The sequence below is a fragment of the Kutzneria sp. NPDC052558 genome (assembly GCF_044547355.1).
Lineage (GTDB): Bacteria > Actinomycetota > Actinomycetes > Mycobacteriales > Pseudonocardiaceae > Kutzneria.
Genome location: NZ_JBIUAG010000003.1, coordinates 38,398 through 60,028, shown reverse-complemented (window position 1 = coordinate 60,028; position 21,631 = coordinate 38,398). Strand labels below are relative to the sequence as shown.

Annotated in this window: 16 protein-coding genes; 7 read left to right on the top strand and 9 right to left on the bottom strand. The window is 71.2% G+C overall.

Annotated elements, in window-relative coordinates; genetic code table 11:
• Positions 1 to 45: 45 nt before the first annotated feature.
• The 3 genes from murJ to ACIG5F_RS06690 all read right to left on the bottom strand — a co-directional run bounded on the left by murJ (position 46) and on the right by ACIG5F_RS06690 (position 4,527).
• A complete protein-coding gene (murJ, locus tag ACIG5F_RS06700) occupies positions 46 to 1,722 on the bottom strand; it encodes a murein biosynthesis integral membrane protein MurJ (protein ID WP_396516446.1) in 1,677 nt (558 codons plus the stop codon).
• Positions 1,719 to 3,923, bottom strand: coding sequence for a DUF6049 family protein (locus ACIG5F_RS06695; protein ID WP_396516445.1), 2,205 nt, complete (start codon positions 3,921 to 3,923; stop codon positions 1,719 to 1,721). The genes murJ and ACIG5F_RS06695 overlap by 4 nt, the downstream gene beginning before the upstream one ends.
• Positions 3,924 to 3,996: 73 nt before the next feature.
• Positions 3,997 to 4,527, bottom strand: coding sequence for an NUDIX hydrolase (locus ACIG5F_RS06690; RefSeq protein ID WP_396516444.1), 531 nt, complete (start codon positions 4,525 to 4,527; stop codon positions 3,997 to 3,999).
• A 92-nt stretch (positions 4,528 to 4,619) separates the two neighbouring features.
• On the opposite strand from ACIG5F_RS06690, the gene ACIG5F_RS06685 reads away from it, so the two are divergent.
• Positions 4,620 to 6,071: a CCA tRNA nucleotidyltransferase gene (locus tag ACIG5F_RS06685; RefSeq protein WP_396516443.1), complete on the top strand. Its 1,452-nt coding sequence runs from the start codon at positions 4,620 to 4,622 to the stop codon at positions 6,069 to 6,071.
• A 16-nt stretch (positions 6,072 to 6,087) separates the two neighbouring features.
• Here the strand turns inward: ACIG5F_RS06685 and ACIG5F_RS06680 are convergent, their stop codons facing one another.
• Positions 6,088 to 7,371 carry an MFS transporter gene (locus ACIG5F_RS06680; protein ID WP_396516442.1) on the bottom strand — a complete coding sequence of 428 codons (1,284 nt, stop codon included), beginning with the start codon at positions 7,369 to 7,371 and terminating at the stop codon, positions 6,088 to 6,090.
• 72 nt (positions 7,372 to 7,443) lie between these two features.
• Between ACIG5F_RS06680 and ACIG5F_RS06675 the strand changes: the two genes are divergently transcribed.
• Positions 7,444 to 8,016 (top strand): YqgE/AlgH family protein, encoded by a 573-nt coding sequence (locus tag ACIG5F_RS06675; protein ID WP_211764496.1) that lies wholly within the window; start codon positions 7,444 to 7,446, stop codon positions 8,014 to 8,016.
• A 3-nt stretch (positions 8,017 to 8,019) separates the two neighbouring features.
• On the opposite strand, the gene ACIG5F_RS06670 is transcribed toward ACIG5F_RS06675, so the two are convergent.
• Positions 8,020 to 8,427 carry an SdpI family protein gene (locus ACIG5F_RS06670; protein WP_396516441.1) on the bottom strand — a complete coding sequence of 136 codons (408 nt, stop codon included), beginning with the start codon at positions 8,425 to 8,427 and terminating at the stop codon, positions 8,020 to 8,022.
• Between the two features lie 66 nt (positions 8,428 to 8,493).
• On the opposite strand from ACIG5F_RS06670, the gene ACIG5F_RS06665 reads away from it, so the two are divergent.
• A complete protein-coding gene (locus ACIG5F_RS06665) occupies positions 8,494 to 9,654 on the top strand; it encodes an esterase-like activity of phytase family protein (RefSeq protein WP_396516440.1) in 1,161 nt (386 codons plus the stop codon).
• Here ACIG5F_RS06665 and ACIG5F_RS06660 read toward each other — a convergent pair.
• Positions 9,651 to 10,988 (bottom strand): PQQ-binding-like beta-propeller repeat protein, encoded by a 1,338-nt coding sequence (locus tag ACIG5F_RS06660; RefSeq protein WP_396516439.1) that lies wholly within the window; start codon positions 10,986 to 10,988, stop codon positions 9,651 to 9,653. The two genes, ACIG5F_RS06665 and ACIG5F_RS06660, sit on opposite strands and share 4 nt — an antisense overlap.
• Before the next feature lie 166 nt (positions 10,989 to 11,154).
• On the opposite strand from ACIG5F_RS06660, the gene leuS reads away from it, so the two are divergent.
• The gene (leuS, locus tag ACIG5F_RS06655) at positions 11,155 to 13,959 is read left to right on the top strand and encodes a leucine--tRNA ligase (RefSeq protein WP_396516438.1); all 2,805 of its coding nucleotides are present in this window, start codon (positions 11,155 to 11,157) and stop codon (positions 13,957 to 13,959) included.
• Between the two features lie 30 nt (positions 13,960 to 13,989).
• Here leuS and ACIG5F_RS06650 read toward each other — a convergent pair whose 3' ends face one another.
• Positions 13,990 to 14,745: a TetR/AcrR family transcriptional regulator gene (locus ACIG5F_RS06650; RefSeq protein WP_396516437.1), complete on the bottom strand. Its 756-nt coding sequence runs from the start codon at positions 14,743 to 14,745 to the stop codon at positions 13,990 to 13,992.
• A 110-nt stretch (positions 14,746 to 14,855) separates the two neighbouring features.
• Here ACIG5F_RS06650 and ACIG5F_RS06645 point away from each other — a divergent pair, with 110 nt between their 5' ends.
• Entirely contained in the window at positions 14,856 to 17,015 is a 2,160-nt protein-coding gene (locus ACIG5F_RS06645; protein ID WP_396516436.1) for an MMPL family transporter, read from the top strand.
• Between the two features lie 170 nt (positions 17,016 to 17,185).
• Positions 17,186 to 17,452, top strand: coding sequence for a glutaredoxin domain-containing protein (locus tag ACIG5F_RS06640; protein WP_396516435.1), 267 nt, complete (start codon positions 17,186 to 17,188; stop codon positions 17,450 to 17,452).
• A 68-nt stretch (positions 17,453 to 17,520) separates the two neighbouring features.
• On the opposite strand, the gene ACIG5F_RS06635 is transcribed toward ACIG5F_RS06640, so the two are convergent.
• Positions 17,521 to 18,561, bottom strand: a complete 1,041-nt coding sequence (locus ACIG5F_RS06635; RefSeq protein ID WP_396516434.1) for a hypothetical protein — start codon at positions 18,559 to 18,561, stop codon at positions 17,521 to 17,523.
• Between the two features lie 167 nt (positions 18,562 to 18,728).
• Complete coding sequence (locus tag ACIG5F_RS06630; RefSeq protein WP_396516433.1) at positions 18,729 to 20,669, bottom strand: DUF2339 domain-containing protein; 1,941 nt, start codon at positions 20,667 to 20,669, stop codon at positions 18,729 to 18,731.
• A 67-nt stretch (positions 20,670 to 20,736) separates the two neighbouring features.
• Here ACIG5F_RS06630 and ACIG5F_RS06625 point away from each other — a divergent pair, with 67 nt between their 5' ends.
• Positions 20,737 to 21,630: a ribokinase gene (locus tag ACIG5F_RS06625; protein ID WP_396516432.1), complete on the top strand. Its 894-nt coding sequence runs from the start codon at positions 20,737 to 20,739 to the stop codon at positions 21,628 to 21,630.
• Position 21,631 lies beyond the last annotated feature (1 nt).

Here is a 21,631-nt window from a genome sequence, read left to right as displayed (position 1 = left end):
GGTCGAGGGTACGTGAAACCGATCGGTCGGGCCCTGGGTGAACCCTCAGGTCCGCCGCACGAATCGGGTGATTCGGCTCAGTGCCGGTGTGAGCTCGTGCACTCTGAGCAACGTCATCATGCCGAACGCGCACACCAGACCGAGCAGCCCACCGCCGACCACGGTCAGCCAGGCCCCGCCCGCACGGTGGATACCCCCGGGAATGTAGCGGGTAACCACCAGAGCCACGGCCAGTGCGGCGGCCGCGCCCCACACCGCGCTGACGCCGGTCTTCACGTACGTCTTGACCACGCGCCGGCTGCCGAGCTTGCCGAACCGCCTGCGCAGCCAGATCTCCCCCATCGCCATGCCGACCACGAAGGTCAGGCCGTTGACGAAGGCGATGCCGTAGACCACGTCCTGGCTGGGCAGCACCAGCGGGCAGGCGAAGGTCAGCGGAACCTGGAAGGCCACCATCAGCGCCCGTAGCACGGTCGGCGTGCGGGAGTCGTTGAACGCGTAGAAGACCCGCAGCTGCAGCAGGGTGACCGAGTAGGGCAGCAGCAGGAAGGCCGAGGCCGTCACGCCCAGGCCGAGCTCGAACGCGCCGGAGGACTCCGAGGACTTGATGGAGAACAGGGCCACGCCCATGGCCGGGCCCAGCACCGTCATCAGCGCGCTGATCGGCACCAGCATCACGGCGGTCAGCCGGCTGCCCTGGGACAGGTAGTCCAGCACCCCGGGCACGTCGCCCTCGGCGGCGGCCTGGCTCATCTTCGGCATGATCGCCGTGAGCAGCGACACACCCAGCACGCCGTAGGGCACCTGGAGCAGGTTCCAGGACTGGAGGTAGATCGACAGGCCGCCGCCGGCCGCGCCGGTGGCCACCCGGGTGATGGCCCACACCGTGACCTGGCTGACCAGCACGTAGCCGAAGGCCCAGCCCATCAGGCCGCCGAACTGGCCGATGCGCTTGTCCCAACCCCAACGGGGGCGCAGCTTGAAGCCGCTGCGCACCAGGGCCGGCACCAGCACGGCGGCCTGCGCGGCCACGCCCAGCGAGCTGCCGATGCCCAGGACCAGGAACTTCGCGTCGGTGATGTGGAACGGGTTCAGGTCCTGGTCGCCCGGCACGATCATGTAGGTGGCCAGCGTGCCGAACATGATCAGGTTGTTGGCCACCGGGGCCCAGGCCGGCGCCTTGAAGATGTTCTGCGCGTTGAGGATGGCGCTGAACAGGGCGCTGATGCCGTAGAACAGGATCTCCGGCAGCACCAGGTAGCCGAACGCGGTGACCACCTCGGGCCGCGACTGCCCGGTCGAGCTGTCGACGAAGATGCTGGTCAGCAAGGGCGCGCAGGCCACAGCCAGCACGGTGACGGCCAGCAGCATGACGGTGCCCATGGTGACCAGGCGCTGGGTGTACGCGACGCCCTTGTCCTCGTCGTCGTGCCGCGCCTTGATCAGCACCGGGATCATCACGCTGGTCAGCACGTTGCCGACGAACAGCTCGTAGATGATGTTCGGGAAGGTGTTGGCCGCGTTGTAGGCGTCCTGGGTGGCGGTGATGCCCAGCAGCACGGTCAGGGCCAGCCGCCAGCCGAAGCCGGTGACCCGGCTGATCAGCGTGGCGATGGCCATCGAGCCGCTCGCCTTGGCCAGCGACGGGGCCTCGGCCTCCTCCGCCGCCAGCTGGGCTTGTAAGTCCGCTGCTCGTATGACGATCGTCGCCGGCTCGCTCAACTCTCGCTCGACCTCTCGTCGCCGGGCACGCCGGCGGTCAGCTTCTCGGGGACGGGCGCGTGCGCGGGCACGGTGACCTCGGCGGCGGTCTCCTGGGCCTGCTGCTGCTCCCTCTTGCGCTGGCGGGACGCGGTGATGCGGCGGTAGATGCGCCGGCCGGACAGGCCGAACAGCGCCACCGCGGCGACACCGGTGATCACCAGGTTGACGGTGCCGAACGCGGTCGAGGTCAGCTCGATCCGGGCCGGCGCGCCCAGCGTGGTGCGGCCGGAGGTGGTGGTCAGCGAGACCGTCACGGTGAACCGGCCGCTGCGCACCACGGTCGAGCCGAGCAGCACGTCGCGCGGGATGCCGGCCGGGATCCGCTGGATCGTCGGCTGGGCGTTGATGACCCCGCTCAGCGACTGCAGCTTGACGCCGACCTTCACCACGACCTGGAGGTTGTTGAAGACGCGCACCGGCAGCGGGCTGTCCTCGGACGCCAGCGTGATGGGGCTGCCCGGCTGCTGCACGCCGACCTGGCTCTCCAGGCTGTCCAGCAGCGTGACCGGCGGGGCCAGCGCGCCGGCCGCGCCGATGTCCCGGCCCCGCCACACGCCGGACCCGGCCCGCAGCAGACCGTCGAACACCGGCGACATCACCTGGGCGGGCGTGACCGGCGAGGCCGGGTCCTGCTCCATCGAGGTGTAGAAGTCCCAGGCGTGGCTGGTGGCCTCGGCCACCGCGCCGGCGGCGCCGGGCGAGAGCTCCGCGCCCTGCTCGGAGTAGCCGGGGGCGACCTTCGTCGACGGCGTCGGGCCCGACGCCAGCGAAGCCAGGCCGGTCGGCGCCAGGTACTGCTGGTCGGCCAGCGTCTGCACGCCGCTCAGCAGGGCGGCGGCGTCCGCCTCGGACGGGCTCCACTGGTGCGGCGGGGCGACGACCAGCGGGACCGCGGAGCCGGCGTGCAGCTGGAGCGCGGCCAGCGCCGCCGCCGAGCCGTTGGCCAGCGCGGCCGACACCAGGTCGTCCAGGCGGATCACCCGGGGGCCCTTGTCCCCCAGCTGCGTCGGGTCCGAACCGGGCACGGTCGCCGCGGACAGCAGCACGCCGGTCACCTTGGTGCCGCGCAGCAGGCTGGTGTCCAGGGTCTGCGCCGAGTTGTCGGTGAACGCGGCCAGCGTCCTCGGGTCCAGCTGCCCGTCGATCGGCCAGGTCAGGCCGGTCAGCGGGGTGGCCCCCAGCACCTGGTGCAGCACGTCGCCGGCCAGCGCGTACTGCACCAGCGGGGTGGCGCCGGCCCGGGCCAGCGCGTTCAGGTCCGCGTCGGCGGCCGGCAGCGCGAACAGGCAGCGACCAGGCAGATCCAGCTTGAGCCGGTCCAGCCAGGAGCGGGCCGCGCCCTGGCCCTTGCCGGGCACGCGGCCGTTCGCCGACTCCACCTGGTAGCCGGCGGCCATCGACTGCACGGTCTCGACCAGGTCCGGGTCCACGGCCAGGCAGATGGCCTGGGACAGCCCGGCCGGCGCCATCTCGTAGGCGCTGAGCAGCGCGTCCAGCCGGCCGCCCTGGGCCAGCTCGGCGGCCAGCACGTCGTCGCCGAGCACGGCGCTGCCGTCGGTGGCCGCGGTGACCAGCCGCGGCTGGTCGGACAGCGGCCACAGCATGGTGATCTTGGCCGGCGTCGCCGGCTTGGCCAGCGCGCCGCCGCCGGGCAGCGACAGCACCGGCAGCACGGTGGTGGCCTGGCCGACCTTGGCCAGCCCGCCGAAGTCCGGCACGCCGTTGACGTTGACCATCAGCGGGTACACGCCGGGATCGTTGATCTCCAGGCTGTTCGAGCTGACGCCGTGCAGCGTGACGTTGATGACGAAATCCGCGGCCTGACCAGGGGCCAGGGACGGCGCGACCGGTTGGAAGTCGCTGAACTTCACGCCGGTCGGCGACTTGGCCAGCACGGTGCGCAGGCCGTTCTCGTCCAGCTTGTCCCCGCGCTCCAGGCGCACCTCGGCCTTGGACACCCGCCTGTCGCCGACGTTGGTCAGCCGGCCGTGCACGGTGAGGGTGTCCTGCTGGCCCGAGGTGACCGGCTCGGGTGTCACCTGGACGATGTCGACCTTGATGCGATTCTGCTGGTCGGACTCCTGAGCGGTGGCGTTCGACGGGGCGAGCGTCAGCACCGCGATGCCGGCGGCCGCGAACACGGCCAGCACCCTTTTCATGACCCTGCCTCGCTAGCGCTCGGCAGGCCCATGCAGCGATTCCCTGTGCTCAATGGTGAGCTCGCAAGCTCGCTCACGCCGACTCCGCCCCGGAACGCTCGCTGGAGGCTGACCCGTCGGAGAGCAGGTCGAGCGCCAGCCGCACCAGGCGGCGCTCGTCGGCGTAGGCGAGCAGATCGTCCAGCTCGCCCAGCGGCACCCATGCCACCTCGGTGACCTCCACGTCCTCGTCGGAAAGTTCTCCGCCCACCGCTTCGAGCAGGAAGTGGTGGACCGTCTTGTGCACCCGGCGGTCCTCGGCCACGAACCAGTAGTCGATCGTGCCGAGGGTGCGCAGGACCTTGCTGTCGATGCCGGTCTCCTCGCTGACCTCCCGGACGGCGGTCTGCTCGGAGGTCTCACCGGCCTCGATGTGCCCCTTGGGCAGCGACCACAGCAGCCGGCCCCGTCGGTCCAGCCGGCCAATGATCGCAGCGGCCCCGTGCGCCTCGTCGAGGACCAGGCCGCCGGCCGAGGTCTCGTCGACGGTCCGCAGGCGTCGGCCCCGGCGCCGGTTGCGGCGCCCCGGCTTGGTTCCGCCGGAACGACCGGTCGACGGGGACATGCACGCGATGGTAGTGGGCAGTCCCGTGTGCTGGCCGTTGCAGGGCGATCGCGCTCCGACACCGGCGGCCGATACCGATACCCTGCCTTGTCGTGTCCGGTTCGAATTCACCCGCCCTGTCCGAAGCCGTGCGTGAGAACGCCGTGGTGGAGCTGCTGCGCGTCGCCCCGGTGGCCGAGGAGCTGGCCGCCCGCTTCGCCGCCGCCGGCCACCAGCTCTACCTGGTCGGGGGACCGGTCCGGGACGTGATGCTGGGCCGGCTGGGCAACGACCTGGACTTCACCACCGACGCCCGCCCGCAGCAGGTGTTGGCCCTGGTCCGGCCGTGGGCCGATGCGGTGTGGGAGACCGGCATCGCCTTCGGCACGGTCGGGCTGGCCAAGCACGGGCAGCAGCTGGAGATCACCACCTTCCGGGCCGACAGCTACGACCGGGTCACCCGCAATCCCGAGGTCACCTTCGGCGACTCCATCGAGGCCGACCTGCTGCGCCGCGACTTCACCGTGAACGCGATGGCGGTGGAGCTGAGCCGGCGGCGCTTCGTCGACCCGTACGGCGGCGTGCAGGCGCTGGCCGACAAGGTGCTGGACACGCCGGCCACGCCGCAGGAGTCCTTCGCCGACGACCCGCTGCGCATGCTGCGCGCGGCCCGGTTCGTCAGCCAGCTGGGTTTCCGGCCGGCGCCCCGCGTGGTCGAGGCGATGACCTCGATGGCCGACGAGATCACCCGGATCACCGCCGAGCGGGTGCAGGCCGAGCTGTCCAAGTTGCTCTGCGGCGCCCACCCCAAGCTGGGCATCGAGCTGCTGGTCGACACCGGCCTGGCCGCGCACGTGCTGCCCGAGCTGCCGGCGATGCGGCTGGAGATCGACGAGCACCACCAGCACAAGGACGTCTACCACCACTCGCTGGTGGTGCTGGACCAGGCGATCGCCCAGGAGGAGGACGGCCCCGACCTGATCCTGCGGCTGGCCGCGCTGCTGCACGACGTGGGCAAGCCGGCCACCCGGCGGTTCGAGGAGGGCGGCGGCGTCAGCTTCCACCACCACGAGGTGGTCGGCGCGAAGATGGTCCGCAAGCGGTTGCGGGAGCTGAAGTACAGCAAGGAGATCATCAACGACGTCTCCCAGCTGGTGTTCCTGCACCTGCGTTTCCACGGCTACGGCAAGGGCGAGTGGACCGACTCGGCGGTCCGCCGCTACGTCACCGACGCCGGTCCGCTGCTGAGCCGGCTGCACAAGCTGGTCCGGGCCGACTGCACCACCCGCAACCGGCGCAAGGCCCAGCACCTCCAGCGCACCTACGACGAGCTCGAGGAGCGCATCGCCCGCATCGCCGCCGAGGAGGACCTGGCCCGGGTGCGGCCGGACCTGGACGGCAACGAGATCATGCGGCTGCTGGGCGTGCCGCCGGGCCCGATCGTCGGCAAGGCCTGGAAGTTCCTCAAGGACCTGCGGCTGGACCGCGGCCCGCTGGAGCACGAGGACGCGGTGGCGGAGCTGCGGCAGTGGGCCCGGGACCAGGGCATCGACGTCCCGAGTTGATGTTTCATGTGAAACGTCAGCGCGGGCCGTTGGGATGCGCCCGCAGCACGAGGACGTAGCCGAGCAGGCCGACCACGTAGACCGCGGCGGTGCCGATCACCACGCCCGGCGACCGGCCGTCCATCGGCACGATGGTCGCGACCACGGCCACGCCGAGCACCATCGCCGCGTTGAACACCGTGTCGGAGACCGAGAACACCCGGCCCCGGGACTGGTCGGGCACGTCGCGCTGGATGGCCGCGTCCACGTTCAGCTTCACGGTCTGGCCGCAGAACGAGACCACGAACGCGGCTCCGAGCAGCGTCGGCACGGTCATCGGGAGGCCGAACCCGGCCAGGCCGACCGCGGCCGCGACCAGGGCGCCGGCGACCGCGCGGGGCCGGCCGAAGCGGCGGACCAGCCCTGGCGTCACCACGCCGGACAGGACCAGGCCGGCCGCGCCGGCGGCCACCGCCTCGGTCAGGCCGCCGGCGCCGGCCCGGAACATGCCGTGGCTGTGCATCGAGTACTTCATCAGCAGCACGATGACCAGCAGGGACGCGCCGTAGGCGATGCGGTGCGCGGTCAGCGCGATGAAGCCGGCGGCCACGCTCGGCGCGCGCAGCGCCGCCCGGCCGCCGTCGACCATGCCCTTGGCCACCGCGACGAACGCCGCGCGGGGCTCGTTCACCTCGTCCGGGCCGAGCACGCCGGCGGCGAACTGGGCCGCGAACAGGGCCGAGACCAGGGCCCCGACGATCGCCACCGAGGTCACCTGGGCCGAGCCGACGTTGCCCGAGCCGAGCACGTCGCGCAGCCCGAACGCGGTCGCGCCGCCGATCGCCGCGGCCGCCGAGGCCAGCGTGGCCACCATCGAGTTGCCGGTGACCAGGTCCCTCGGCTCCACCACGTGCGGCAGCGACGCCGACAGGCCGGCCCCGATGAACCGGCTCGCGCCCATCACCAGCAGCGCGGCGGCGTACAGCGGGCCGTTGCTCAGACCGAAGCCGTCGGCCACCGCGGTCAGCAGCACCAGCGCCACCCGGACGAAGTTGGCCACGATCAGCAGCCGCCGCCGGTCCCACCGGTCCAGCAGCGCGCCGGCGAACGGGCCGACCACCGAGTACGGGATGAGGATCACCGCGAAGCCGCCGGCGATGGCCAGCGGATCGGCCTGTCGTTCGGGGTTGAACAACACCGCGCCGGCCAGTCCGGCCTGGAACAGGCCGTCGGCCCACTGCGAGGCCAGGCGGCAGAACAGCAGCCGCCGGAACCCCGGAGCAGCCAGCATCCTGCGCACGGCGTGTCCGTCTGCGACCACGGCAGCAGACTACGTGCCCGGCATCGGCCCGGTCCCCCGTATCGCGCACCCGCTTAGTGGGATCATGACCGGGTGCGTCCCGACCGCGACGTCGAGCCCGGTTCACTGCTGGTGGCCTCGCCGAAACTGCTCGACTCGAACTTCCGCCGCACCGTGGTCTACATCATCGACCATCGGGGCGAGGGCACGCTGGGCGTGGTGCTGAACCGGCCGAGCGAGGTCGCCGTGCACGACGTGCTGCCGGCCTGGGGCCCCTACGTCAGCCGGCCGCAGGCCGTTTTCGTGGGCGGCCCGGTCGACCAGAAGACCGCGCTGTGCCTGGCCGCGCTCAACACCGGCGAGGACGTCGGCAGCACCGACGGGGTGATCGCGGTGCGCGGCCCGGTGGCCATGGTGGACCTGGACTCCGACCCGGAGTCGCTGGTCTCGAAGGTGCGCGGATTACGGGTGTTCGCCGGCTACGCCGGCTGGGACGTCAACCAGCTGGCCGGGGAGATCGAGCGCGGCGACTGGTTCGTGGTCGCCGGGCTGCCCGGTGACGTGCTCACGCCGCCGGGTGTCGACCTGTGGGGTCGGGTGCTGCGGCGGCAGGGCATGCCGCTGGCGTTGCAGGCCAGCCACCCGGGCGACGTGCTGCGGAACTGACCGTCAGCGCTTGACCAGGCTGCAACCGCCGCAGGCGCACCCGGCGCAGCCGGCCGGCAGCGCCGGCTCGGGCTCCGGCATGGCCTCGGCCGCCTTGGTGCCGGTGGCCGCGCCGGCGATCACGATCGCCAGCATGCCGACGATGCCGACCCCCAGCGGCACGATCGAGTCGCGCATGGCCAGCGAGGTGACCGCGCCGACCAGGCCGACCAGGCCGGCGACCGCGGTCGGCAGCCCGGCGACCTTGTTGGCCAGGGTGAACGCCTCGTCGCTGCGCATGGCCGCTTCGGTGCGTACGCCGAAGAACCGGTTGCGGCGCAGCGTGCCGCGCAGGCCGAGCCCGCCGATCACGCCGAAGGACACGCCGACGAGCAGGACAACCACCGATACCGTCGTGACTGCGAGGTTCACACTGTGGAGGGTAGGCGTTATCCGATGTCCACCAGGACTTCACCCCGGTCGTATGTGCTGCACGCCATGTTCAGACGCAGCCTGACCATCGCCACCGTGACGCTGCTGGCGACCGGACTGACCGCCGGCGCCGCCGCCGCGAGCCCGTCCCGCGCACGCCTGCTCGGCGAGCAGATCGTGCCGTTCAACCTGCCGTTCCAGGGCACCACCGTCGGCGGCCTGTCCTCCATCGACCGCGACCCCCGCACCGGGCAGTACGTGCTGATCAGCGACGACAGATCGGCGATCAACCCGGCCCGGTTCTACACCGCCGAGATCGACGTGGATGCCGACGGCGTGCACTCCGTGCAGTTCACCGGCACCCACCCGTTCCTGCGGCCGGACGGCAAGACGTACCCGACGATCAAGGAATGGACCGCGACCCCGTGCACGGCCTCGCGGCAGGTGTGCGACCGGGACGGCACCGTCGATCCCGAGGAGCTGCGGGTCGACCCCTGGACCGGGAACGTCACCTGGAGCCAGGAGGGCGAGCGGATCCTGACCCCGCAGACCACCCTGCTCGATCCGTCGATCCGCCAGGCCCGCCCCGACGGCGGCTACGTCGGCCAGCTGCCGCTGCCGGCCGACGAGCGGATGAGCGCCGACAACGTCGGCCCGCGGCAGAACCAGACGCTGGAGGGCATCACCTACGCCGCCGCCGGCACGCTGCTGGTCAGCGAGGTGGAGGACCCGCTGCTCCAGGACGGCCCGGACCCGACGGCGACGGCCGGGGCGCTGACCCGGATCACCGTGCAGAGCCGGTTCGGCCCGGTGCTGGCCCAGTACGCGTACCCGATCGACCCGCTGTTCGCGCCCTCCCCCAGCGCCAACGACACCAACGGCGTGTCCAGCATGGTGGCCGACGACCCGATCGACCCGACCCGCTACCTGATGGTGGAGCGGGCCTTCGTCACCGGCGTCGGCAACAAGGTCCGGGTCTACGAGATCGACACCAAGGGCGCGACCAACGTCAGGGACGTGGCCTCCCTGGCCGGCGAGAAGATCAAGCCGGTGAGCAAGAAGCTGCTGGTCGACCTGGACACCCTGGGCCTGCCCAAGGTGGACAACATCGAGGGGATCACCTGGGGCCCGACGCTGCCCTCCGGGGAGCGGACGCTGCTGCTGGTCAGCGACAACAACTTCAACTCCGGCCAGATCACCCAGGTGATCGCCCTCGCGGTGCGCTAGGCCCCGGCCACCGACACGACGCCGTCCACAACGCCGATGTAGGCGTGGTCCACGGACAGCGTCGGGGACGCGAAGTGCGGTGCGGGGCCGATCTGGAGCTGGCCCCGCACCGCCCCGGTCCGCAGGTCCAGGGCGTAGAGCACGCCGCCGTCGACATCGACCACCCAGGCCGCGTCGGCGCCGATGGTCGGCGAGCCGGCCGCCGGGACGGGTGAGCTCCACATCGGCGTCAGCTGGCCGCCGTTGTCGAAGCTCATCGCCTTCGGACCGGCCTGGCACGGGATCACCACGACGTTGCCCTGCACGGCCGGCGATCCCAGCGACGGGCAGGTCTCCAGCTGCGCGGACGAGTGCGACAGGTCGGTCCGGTCCAGCACGTAGCTGATGCCGCGCTTGCCCGTCACCAGCACGTGCGACCCCAGCGACACCGGGTTGGAGGAGCCGAGATCCAGGTCCTGGGCGTTGTCGTCGGCCCAGGTGGTCGGCGTGAAGATGTCCACCCGGTTCAACGTGTCCGTGGTCAGCGCCACCACCGAGTCGCTGTCGTCGTACTGGCCGTTGGTGGCCTGGCCGTTGCCCACCGCGTACAGCAGGCGCGGGCCGTCCAGCACCGCGCCGCCCGGGGCCCAGATGCCGGCCTGTCGCCGGGTCGGCACCACGTAGCTGTGCGGGTTGGTGCCGTCGGTGCGTACGGACAGGACCGTGCCCCGGTAGTTGCCGCAGTCGCCGAACAGGCCGCCGTAGGCGATGAAGACCTTGTTGTCGACGATCGTCAGCGCGGCCCGCTGCTGGTGCGCGATCGCGTCGCCCCGCGGCGGATCCACCATGGTCTGCACCTCGACCGTGCCGGTGTCCACGTTCATGCCGATCAGCGTGTGGCTGCCGCCCGCGGTCTCGGCCACCGCGAACAGCCGGTTGGTGAACCGGTCGTAGGCCATCGTGCTGGTGATGCCCAGCGGGTCGATGTCGCCGCAGGCCAGGCCTTTCCGCGGCTGGGGCGTGCCCAGGTGGGTCTGCCAGCGGACCTTGCCGGTGGCCGGGTCCAGGGCGTAGACCGTGTCGTTCTCGGTGGCGGCCAGGATCCGGTCGCCGACAACCAGGGGCTGGCCGTAGACCGCGCCGTCCAGCTTGGCGTGCCAGGCCAGCGACAGCGTGCCCAGCGGGGCCAGATCGGGCTTCGCCCCGGTCCGCTGGTTGTCGAGGTGGTAGGTGGGCCAATCGCCGGCCGACACCGGGGCCAACACGGTCGTCGTGGTGGTCGGGGCAGGGGGTGGCGGAGGCGTCGCGGTACAGCCCGCGACCAGCAGAACCAGGCCGATCCAAACCCAGCGCATGACCTACAGAGTGTGCGCTAAACTGCACGTCATGAGCACGGTCCGCCTGCTCCTTATTTAGCCGCGTTGGCCCCCTGAAGAAGCGGCCGGCGCGGCAGCCCTCCATGCCCTGTTTGGGCTGGAGGGTTTTGTCATGTCAGGGGCAGGTATGACGAGAGGGACTTCGATGACCGAGCAGACCGCCGAGGCGGCGCCGGCCCACCGCTACACCGCGACGCTGGCCGGCGAGTTCGAGCGACGCTGGCAGCAGCACTGGGAGGAGCACGGCACCTTCCACGCGCCCAACCCGGTCGGGGAACTGAGCTCCGACGCCCCGCTGCCCGCCGACAAGATGTTCGTGCAGGACATGTTCCCGTACCCGTCGGGCGCGGGCCTGCACGTCGGCCACCCCCTGGGCTTCATCGGCACCGACGTGTTCGCCCGGTTCCACCGGATGAACGGCCGCAACGTGCTGCACACCATGGGCTTCGACGCGTTCGGCCTGCCGGCCGAGCAGTACGCCGTGCAGACCGGGCAGCACCCGCGCAAGACCACCGAGGACAACATCGCCACCTACCTGCGGCAGATCCGCCGGGTGGGGCTGGGCCACGACGAGCGCCGCCGGATCTCCACCATCGACCCCGGCTACTACCGCTGGACGCAGTGGATCTTCCTGCGCATCTACAACTCCTGGTACGACGAGCAGGCCGGCAAGGCGCGCCCGATCGCCGAGCTGGAGGCCGAGTACGCCAAGGACCCGTCCTGGGCATCGCTGTCCCCGGCCGAGCGCCGCGCGAAGATCGACTCCAAGCGGCTGGCCTACCTGTCCGAGGCCCCGGTGAACTGGTGCCCGGGCCTGGGCACGGTGCTGTCCAACGAGGAGGTCACCGCCGACGGCCGCAGCGAGCGCGGCAACTTCCCGGTGTTCCGGCGCAACCTGCGCCAGTGGATGATGCGCATTACCGCGTACTCCGACCGCCTGGTCGACGACCTGGAGCGGCTGGACTGGCCGGAGAAGGTCAAGTCCATGCAGCGCAACTGGATCGGCCGCTCCTACGGCGCCCGGGTGCGCTTCGCCGCCGGCGACGAGTCGATCGAGGTCTTCACCACCCGGCCCGACACCCTGTTCGGCGCCACCTACCTGGTGCTGGCCCCCGAGCACCCGCTGGTCGACTCGCTGGCCGCCGACGCGTGGCCGTCCGATGTGGACAGTCGCTGGACCGGTGGCGCGGCCACGCCGGCGCAAGCCGTTGCGGCGTACCGGCTGGCGGCCTCCCGCAAGTCCGAACTGGACCGCCAGGAGAACAAGGACAAGACCGGTGTGTTCACCGGCGCGTACGCGGTCAACCCGGTCAACGGGGCCAGCATCCCGGTGTTCGTCGCCGACTACGTGCTGATGGGCTACGGCACCGGCGCGATCATGGCCGTGCCCGGCCAGGACACCCGCGACTGGGACTTCGCCGAGGTGTTCGGGCTGCCGATCATCCGGACCGTGCAGCCGACCGAAGGCTTCGAGGGCAAGGCCTTCACCGGCGAAGGCCCGGCGATCAATTCGGGGTTCCTGGACGGCATGGACGTCGTCGAGGCCAAGAAGGCCATCACCGAGTGGCTGACCGAGCAGGGCTCGGGCGAGGGCACCGTGCAGTACAAGCTGCGCGACTGGCTGTTCTCCCGGCAGCGCTACTGGGGCGAGCCGTTCCCGATCGTCTACGACGAGGACGGCGTCGCCCACGACATCCCCGTCGACCAGCTGCCGGTCGAGCTGCCCGAGGTGGACGACTACTCGCCGCGGACCTTCGACCCGAACGACCCGAACACCGAGCCCTCGCCGCCGCTGTCCCGGGCCACCGACTGGATCAACGTCGAGCTGGACCTGGGCGACGGCCCGAAGATGTACCGCCGCGACGCCAACACCATGCCCAACTGGGCCGGCTCCTGCTGGTACCAGCTGCGCTACGTGGACCCGGACAACACCGAGCGCTTCGTCGACGCCGAGAACGAGAGGTACTGGCTGGGCCCGCGCCCGCAGATCCACGGCCCGGCCGACCCGGGCGGCGTCGACCTGTACATCGGCGGCGTCGAGCACGCCGTGCTGCACCTGCTGTACTCCCGGTTCTGGCAGAAGGTGCTGTTCGACCTGGGCGAGGTCAGCTCGGACGAGCCGTACCGGCGGCTGTTCAACCAGGGCTACATCCAGGCCTACGCCTACACCGACGCGCGCGGCGTGTACGTGCCGGCGAACGAGGTCGAGGAGCGGGACGGCAAGTACTTCTGGCAGGACCAGGAGGTCAACCGCGAGTACGGCAAGATGGGCAAGAGCCTGAAGAACGTCGTCACCCCGGACGAGATGTGCGAGACCTACGGGGCCGACACCTTCCGGCTGTACGAGATGTCCATGGGGCCGATGGACGTGTCCCGGCCGTGGGCCACCAAGGACGTCGTCGGCGCCCAACGCTTCCTGCAACGGCTGTGGCGCAACCTGGTCGACGAGGAGACCGGGCAGCTGCGGGTCACCGAGGCCGAGCCGGACGAGGCCACCCTGCGCGCGCTGCACAAGGCCATCGCCGGCGTGCGCGAGGACTACGCCGAGATGCGCTACAACACCGCCGGCGCGAAGCTGATCGAGCTGAACAACTTCCTGACCAAGGCCGGTTCCACGCCGCGGTCGGTGGCCGAGCCGCTGGTGCTGATGCTGGCGCCGCTGTGCCCGCACATCGCCGAGGAGCTGTGGCAGCGCCTGGGCCACGGCACGTCGCTGGCCCACGGGCCGTTCCCGGTGGCCGACGAGCGCTACCTGGCCGCCGACACCGTCGAGTACCCGATCCAGGTCAACGGCAAGGTCAAGGCCCGGGTCACCGTGCCCGCCGACGCCGACCAGGAGCAGGTCAAGGCGGTCGCGCTGGCCGACGACAAGGTGGCCGAGCTGCTGGGCGGCAAGGAGCCGCGCAAGGTCATCGTGGTGCCGGGCCGGCTGGTCAACATCGTGGCGTGACGTCACTGAGGGGTCCCTTCGCGGGGCCCCTCAGGAGGCGTTGGCCAGGCCGATGTCCTCGAACAGCTCGGTCAGCATGGTCTCGAACAGCGGCTCCGCGTTGGACACCGCGAAGGGGAAGCGCTCGAACACCTCCAGCGCCACCTGGCCGTAGAGGCGGACCCAGAACTGCAGCATGGTGTAGACCACGGACAGGTTGAGGGCCTCCTCGGGCAGCGCGATGCCCTCCTGCGCGATCTGGGACAGCAGGTGGGTCCGGAAGGCCACCAGGTCGGTGCGCAGGCCCTCGGGCACCTTCTCCTCGTCCGGCACCGCCAGCTTGTGGGTGGCCAGCAGCTTGCCGGCCATGTTGAGGAAGATCCGGCCGAACTGGTCCTTGGCCGGGCGCATCATCGTGCCGGTGGTCTCGTCGACCTCGCACTTGGCGGAGTCGTCGGGCGAGGCGAACACCAGGGTGAACTCCTGCGGGTGGGCCAGCGCCCAGCGGCGGAAGCCGCGGCAGGCCGCCAGCACGCCGCCGACCGCGTCGTGCTCGTCGATCTGGGTGAGATCGGCGGTCAGCTCGGCCGCCAGGTCGACGCAGATGTCGTCGATGACGCGGCGCAGCAGGTCCTCGCGCGAGTCGTAGTAGCGGTACAGCGCCGGCGCCGTGATGCCCAGCTCGCGGGCGATCGCGCGCAGCGTGACAGCCTCGCGGCCCTGCTCCACCAGTAGCCTGCGCGCCTGCTGGCGGATTTCCCGCTCGGTGTCGGCGCGCGGCCGATCACGTCGCGTGGTCTCCGTCATAGTTCACCCCATCGTGTTGTAAACACTGTTAACTTCCCCGTGTCGGAGAGCCTGTTAACGGTGTTTACAGGTGGTTGTCCTAGGGGAACGGTACAACGACGGAGGGGTTGATGTTCGCGTCCTGGGGAAGGGTGGCGTTCCGCCGCCGCTGGATCGTGATCATCGCGGTCCTGTTGCTGACCGTGATCGGCGGGGCGTGGGGAGCCGGCGTGAGCGACAAGCTCACCCAGGGCGGCTACGACGACCCCGGCAGCCAGGCCGCGCAGGTCGACAAGGTCATCGAGGACGCCATCGGCAAGCAGGGCGGCGACGTCGTCGTGCTCTACACCGCGCCCGCCAGCACGACCGTCGACGACCCCGCGCTGGCCGCCAAGATCAACGCCAAGCTGGCCGCGCTGCCGGCCGCCGATGTGAGCAAGGTCGTCTCCTACTGGAACACCCACGTGCCGGCGCTGGCCGACGCGAGCAAGACCCATGGGCTGGCCACCATCACCCTGGCCTCGGCCGACCAGACCAAGCAGAGCGAGCAGTACGCGGCCATCGCCGACAAGCTCGCGGTCGACGGCGTGCAGACCCAGATCGGCGGCCAGGCCCCGCTCCAGAAGACGATCACCGACAAGTCCATGACCGACGTCGAGTTCGCCGAGATCGTGTCGCTGCCGATCGTGCTCCTGCTGCTCGTGGTGATCTTCGGCAGCGTGGTCGCCGCGCTGATGCCGGTGCTGGTCGGCGGCCTGTCCATCCTCGGCGCGCTGGGCGTGCTGCGGCTGATCTCGCTCGGCCTGGACGTGAACACCTTCGCCGTCAATGTGGCCTCGCTGCTGGGACTCGGGTTGGCCATCGACTACGGCCTGTTCACCGTCGGCCGGTTCCGCGAGGAGCTCGCCGCCGGGCGCGACACCGCCGACGCCGTACGCCGCACTGTCGCCACCGCCGGCCGGACTGTCGCCTTCTCGGCCACGCTGCTCGTGATCGCCCTGGCTGGGCTCATGGTCTTCCCGCTCGACTTCCTCAAGGCCGTCGCCTACGGCGGCATGTCCGCCGTGGCCATCGCCGCCATCGTGTCCCTGACCCTGCTGCCGGCGCTGCTGGCCGTGCTCGGTCCCCGTATCGACCGGCTGGCCGTGCCGTGGCGGCGGGGCAAGACCGCCAACCCCGAGCCACGGTGGCTCAACCGGGTCGCCGGCACCGTGATGAAGCGGCCCGCCCTGTTCGTCGTGCCCATCGTCGCCCTGCTGCTCGTGCTCGGCGGTCCGTTCCTCAACGTCCGCTTCGGCGCCGCCGACGAGAAGCAGCTGCCGCCCAGCGATCCCGGCCGGCAGGCCATCGAGGCCATCACCGCCGCGTTCCCCTCCACCGGCAACTCCGTGGCCTCCATCGTGCTGCGCGGCAAGGCCCTCGACCAGGCCGCCATCAGTCAGTTCGTCGCCGACGCCGGCAAGGTCGCCGCTGATGTGCATCCCGTCGGGGCCAAGGGCGACGTGTACGTGTTCAACGGCACCCTGCCCGGCGACCCCCTCAGTGACCAGGCCAAGGACGCCGTCGATTCGCTTCGGGCGCTGCCCCACCCCGCCGGCGCCGAGGTCCTCGTCGGCGGCTTCACCGCCAAGCTCGCCGACAGCACCCAGGCCATCTTCGACCGGCTGCCGTGGATGGCCCTCATCCTCGTCGGCGCCACCCTGCTGCTGATGTTCCTGGCCTTCGGCTCCATCCTGCTGCCGATCAAGGCCGTGGTGATGAGCGCCCTGAGCCTGTCCGCCACCTTCGGCGTGCTCACCTTCGTCTTCCAGGAGGGGCACGGCGCCGGCTGGCTCGACGTGACTCCCCAGCCCATGCAGGTCGGCGTCATGGTCCTCATCGGCGCCGTGGTGTTCGGGCTGTCCACCGACTACGAGACGTTCCTGCTCTCCCGCATGGTCGAGGCCCGCAACCGCAGCCTGTCCACCCAGGAGGCCGTCCGCACCGGCCTCGTCCGCACCGGCCGCATGATCAGCGCCGCCGCCCTGCTGCTCATCCTGGTCACCGGCGCCTTCGGCCTGTCCAGCATCGTCATCATGCGCTTCATCGGCGTCGGCATGATCGTGGCGCTCGTGCTGGACGCCACCGTCGTCCGCCTTCTGCTCGTGCCCGCCGTGCTGCGGCTGCTCGGCAACGCCGCCTGGTGGGCCCCCGGCCCCCTGCGCCGTCTCCAGGAACGCGTCGGCATCCAGGAGACCGACGAACCCGACGAGGACATCGAGCCGGCCCGCGAACCCGAGCTCGTGCACTGACCGACCTGCGCATTCTCGCCTTGTCCACAGGGGCGGAGTTGTCCACATCCCGATCTTCGCCCCGCTCGGCGGCGTGCCCGGCTCGGTAGGCTGGGCCTGGGACGCCACCCCAGGGAATCGGGTGGGGGTTGGTCGGGAATACGACCCTTGAATGAGAGGTTGGCCGTCAGGTGACGACTGAAGTGCTTGTGCACGTGCGGCCGGGGTGCCCGTTCTGCGACATGCTGCGCTCGAACCTCAAGCGGAGCGGCCTGAAGTACCGGGAGCTGGACATCTGGCAGGACCCGGATGCGGCGGCGGCGGTGCGGAAGGCGGCCAACGGGAACGAGACGGTGCCGACGGTGAACGTGGGCGGCACGTGGATGGTGAACCCGTCGATCCAGCAGGTGCTGGCGGCGGTCAAGGCGGAGGCGCCGGAGCTGTTGCCCCAGCAATAAGGCCCAGCAATAGGGCCCAGCAATAGGGCCCAGCAATAGGACCCAGCAATAGGACCCAGCGGTGAACGTCAGCCGGTGACGGCGATGACGGTGGCGGGATCGCGGTTGCTGGCCAGGTCGATGGTGGAGGTGACCTGGCCGGTGCCGCTGTCGACGACGGTGGCGGTGCGGCCGGTGGCCAGGTAGACGCTGTGGTCCCGAGGCGAGAAGGCGATGCCCCGGGTGGCCAGCACGAGCGTGGACAGGACCCTGCGGGTGGCGGTGTCCACAACGGACACGGTGCCGTCCTGGAGGTTGGAGACGTAGAGCCGCTCGCCGCCGACGGCCAGCTCGGAGGCGCCGACGCCGACGGGGATGTGGGCGACGACCTTGCTGGTCCGGTTGTCGATGACGGTGACGAAGCCGGTGGTGTCGGCCGACTTGCTGGTGTGGCTGACGTAGGTGGTGGCGCCGTCGGGACTGACGGCGACGTACTGCGGCAGCACGTCGACGGGCACGGTGTGGGCGACGCTGGCGTCCCGGGTGTCGATCACGCTGACGCTGGCGCCCTGGTTGTTGATCACGTAGAGCCGAGTGCCGTCGGGACTGACGGCGATGCCGGTGGGAGCGCTGCCGACCTGGATGACGGCGGCCAGGGAGTCGTTGGCGAGGTCGAAACCGAGCACGACTCCGTGGCCGTTGGCGGTGCCGGTCAGGTAGAGCCGCTGGCCGTCGGGGCGCACGACAGCCGAGTCAAGCTCGGCTTTGACGCGGATGCGCCGCAGGATCGAGGCGGTGGCCACGTCGACCACGGCGATGGAGCCGGACCAGCCGTTGACCACGAACACGGTCCGGCCGTCGGGGCTGACGGCGAGACCGGTGACGGGCGCGCCGGTGTCGACGACGTCGGTGACCGCGCCGGCGGCGACGTCGACGATGCGCAGTTCGCCGGCGTCACCGGCGACAAAAGCGTGCACGGCCGCGATGCTCGCCGCGGGCCGGATCACCAGGGGTTGCTCGGCCACCACCCCGGCGGCCAGCAGCGCCGTCGCGATTCCGGCCGCCACCAAAGCCCGCAGTCGCCGAGCGCCGACGTGACGCTGGCAGCGCGTGGTGGTCACAAGCCGCATGGGAGCATTTTGACCATGCCCCCGGCCACTCAAGCACCCGGGATGGGTGAACGTTTCCGCCCGGCCGGGAAAACGTAAGTGCCCTGGTGCCGGGTCGCTCGGGGGGCTACGCGACCGGCGCCAGGGCACCTTTCCGGCGGACGAATCAGCCGGTACATCTCTGTGTATCAGTCCGGCACCTGATTCGTTACACCTCGCGACTCATCCGTTATGACTCCTCCACGTGCGACCAGACGGGCGTATCGCGTGCCGGCCAGGAGCAGTAGCAGGCCGGCGGCCAGGAAGGCGATCACCCGGGCGATGCCGTCCAGGGTGGCCAGGTCGAACAGAATCAGCTTCACCACGGCCGCCCCGACCAGCACCAACCCGATCGAGCGCAGCACCGCGGAGCGGATTCCCCACAGCAGCAGGGCGATGGCGGCGACGGTCCACGAAACCGTGATCACGGTGTGTCCGAACAGGTATCCAGTCCGGTCGGGCGAGATGAGCAGCGCGGCCGACAGCACGGTGGCGGCGGCGCCGTAGAGCGTCACGACACCGGCGACGACCCAGGGCGCGGCGTTGCGGGCGGGCGCCGGGATGACCCGCATCCGGTACGCGACCAGCGGAATGGCGATGGCCACGGCGGTCATGAGCAGGGCGGTCAGCAGCACGCTGACGCTGGACTCCAGGCCCGGCCGGTAGACGAACATCGACGGCACCACCACGGTCAGCCCCCACAGCAGCCCGGCGGCGGCCGAGAGCAGGGCGGCCAGCAGCGCGGCCCGGTGCCGAACCAGGTCGGCGGCGAGGGCGAGCACCAAAGTTTCACCCAGCAGGGTGATCGCCTGGGTGGGGCCGGTCAGCGTGTGCGCGGTGGCGTCGACGATGGCGATGACGCCGATGACGGCGGCCGTCATGGTCAGCTGGGTGCTCAGCCAGCGGTCGCACACCGCGACACCGAGCATCAGCGCCGCCACGATCACCGCCATCCACGCGGCCTCGGGCCTGGTCAGCTCGGTGCCGGCGACCAGGGCGGTGAGCGGCGCGCCGGCCAGCAGGATCACCGGGGACGGGTCGTCGGAGCGTCCCCGCAGCGTCGCCACCACGGCGACGGCCACGCCGACGATCGTGGCCACCAGCGCCGCGCCGGCGGTCTGGTGCGGATCGCCGGACCGCATGACGAACACCGTGGCCGCGAAGCTGGCCAGCACCGGTGGCACGCCGGCGACCAGGACCAGGGACGGCCAGCTGCGCAGCAGCTGCACCGGCATCGCCGCGATCTGGAGCACGACCAGGAACGACACCAGCAGCGGCGTGAAGCCGCCGGTGAGGAACGGGTCGCAGACTGCGCAGCCGAGGATCACCCAGATCGCGATGAACTGAGCGTTCCAGCGCGCGGCCAGCAGCAGCCCGCCGCCCGCGACCAACAAGGCGACCAGCAGGCCGGCCCATTGCGGCATCAGGTCGTACAGCGAGGTCGCCGCGGCCACGTCGAGATAGAGCACGGCGATGCCGGTCGCGGCCAGGGCATAGGCGCCGCTGCGGCCGGCTGGGTTGCGGTGCGCCCACAGCCCGCCGGCGATCAGCGCCAGCCCGAGCCCGCCGCCGACGAGCACCCGTGGCTCCGGGCCGAGCCAGCCTCGCTGCACGGCCAGCACCATCAGCAGCACGATGCCGAGCAGCGTGACGGAGCCGCCGATCCAGGCCACGACCTTGCCGCCGGCGCCATCACGGCTGAGGCGCTCGGGGAGCGGAACGGGAGGACCGGGCTGCGGGATCGGGACCCAGCCGGGCGGCGCGATCATCGGCGGCAGCGGCTGTGGGTCTGCGGCGGGATAGGCCGGGAAGGCCGGAGCGGGCTGGGGCTGACCGGCGGGTGGCCCGGCGATCGGCATGGGCGGCTGGGCCGGGGCAGCATACGAAGGCTGCCCGGCCGTGCCTGGGGCTGGCGGTTGGCCGGTGATCGGGCCCGAAGGCTGGGGCGGGGCGATGGGTGCCGTGAGGGGCGGCTGGCCGGGGGCGGGCGCGGGCTGGGTGTGCTGCAACTCCTGGCTGACGACCTGGAGCCGCCGGCCGATGAAGTCCAGCTCGGCGGCCAGGCGGGCCAGCGGTTCAGACGTGGTCATGGCGTCAGGATGCGGTGTGACCTCGTCGAGGGGATCCGTAGCACTACTCACGTGGCAGGGTTGTGATGTGACTGTTGAGGTGGTGGTGATCGGGTCGGCCAACGCCGACGTGGTGGTGCAGGTCCAGCGGCGGCCGGGGCCGGGCGAGACGGTGCTGGGGTCGGACACGGTGCTGGCGGCCGGCGGCAAGGGCGCGAACGCGGCGGTGGCGGCGGCGTTGCAGGAGGGCCGGGTGGCGCTGCTGGGCGCCTTGGGCGAGGACCAGCACGGGGAGTTGCTGCGGGGCTCGATGAGCCGGGCGGGCGTCCACCTTGACCTGGTCCGGGCCACGGACCGCCCGACGGGGGCCGCCTACATCACGGTCACGCCGGACGGTGAGAACACGATCGTGGTGTCCCCCGGCGCGAACTCCGCGGTGGACGTCGAGCAGGTGGAGGCGGCCCGCCACACGATTGCCGAGGCCAAGGTGCTGCTGGCCTCGCTGGAGGTGCCGCTGGAGGCGGTGGAACGGGCGGTGGCGCTGGCCAGCGAGTCGGGCACCCGCCCGGTGCTGAACCTGTCGCCGGTGGCGAAGCTGTCGCCGCAAACGCTTGCGGCGCTGGATCCGCTGGTGGTCAACGAGCATGAGGCGCAGTGGCTGATGGACGGCGAGACCGACCTGGCCAAGCTGCTGGAGCTGGGCCCGAAGTCGGCGGTGGTGACCCTGGGCGGCAAGGGGGCGCTGGTGATCGAGCCGTCGGGGACAACGGAGGTGAGCTCGCCGAAGGTGGCGGCGGTGGACACGACCGGGGCCGGCGACGCCTTCGTGGGCGCGTTGGTCACGCGGCTGGCGGCCGGGGACGACCTGGCGGCGGCGGCGCGGTGGGCGGTACGGGTGGCGGCGGTGTCGGTGACCCGACCGGGGGCGCAGGCTTCCTACCCGACCCGTGGTGAAGTCGATTCAGTGAGGGGTATGGTCTAGA